The following is a 670-nucleotide window of genomic DNA, read 5'->3' as shown; positions in this document are numbered from 1 at the left end:
TACGGGCTCGGTGTCATTATGTTAATAAAAAATGGCTCGGCGGCATGTTAACAAATTGGTCCACTACCGAAAAAAGACTTCATAAGTTTAGGGACTTGAGAACTGAACAAAAGACAGAGGGATTCAACCGTCTTCCGAAAAGGGATGCAGCTGTGTTGAAGAGACAATTATCTCGCTTGGAAACATATCTAGGCGGGATTAAATATATGACGGGATTGCCTGATATTGTAATCATCCTCGATCAGCAAGAAGAATATACGGCTCTTAGAGAATGTATCACTTTGGGAATTCCAACCATTTCTTTAATCGATACAAATTGTAATCCCGATCTCGCGGATATTTCTATTCCCGCAAATGATGACGCTATAGCTTCAATTCGATTCATTCTTAACAAATTAGTATTCGCAATTTGTGAGGGCCGTTCTAGCTATATACAAAATTCTTGATTAATAATAAGATAAATAAATCAATTTTTTTTTTAGGGAGGGGCTCCCTGTATTTCGATTTCAAAAATCGGTTACTACTCCTGAATTGTAGAAAAGAAAAAGAGAGAAAAAACTGGGGATATTGTGTGATTTGTTTAGTTGGGATCCAAAACTAAAATATAAAATTTAAGTAAATAAGTAAAAAAAAAGGGGGGGTCTTGAATCAAAATAATTTAAAGTTCTTA

Annotated in this window: 1 protein-coding gene; it reads left to right on the top strand. The window is 35.1% G+C overall.

Annotated features, from left to right (window positions below):
* On the top strand, positions 1 to 446 hold a 446-nt coding region (gene rpsB / locus IE312_RS44920; RefSeq protein ID WP_189986844.1), incomplete at its 5' end, for a 30S ribosomal protein S2.
* Positions 447 to 670: the final 224 nt, after the last annotated feature.

It is taken from the genome of Streptomyces capoamus (assembly GCF_014654935.1).
GTDB lineage: Bacteria > Actinomycetota > Actinomycetes > Streptomycetales > Streptomycetaceae > Streptomyces > Streptomyces capoamus.
Note: the sequence above shows the minus strand (reverse complement) of the source record. Positions and strands in the feature narration are given on the sequence as shown.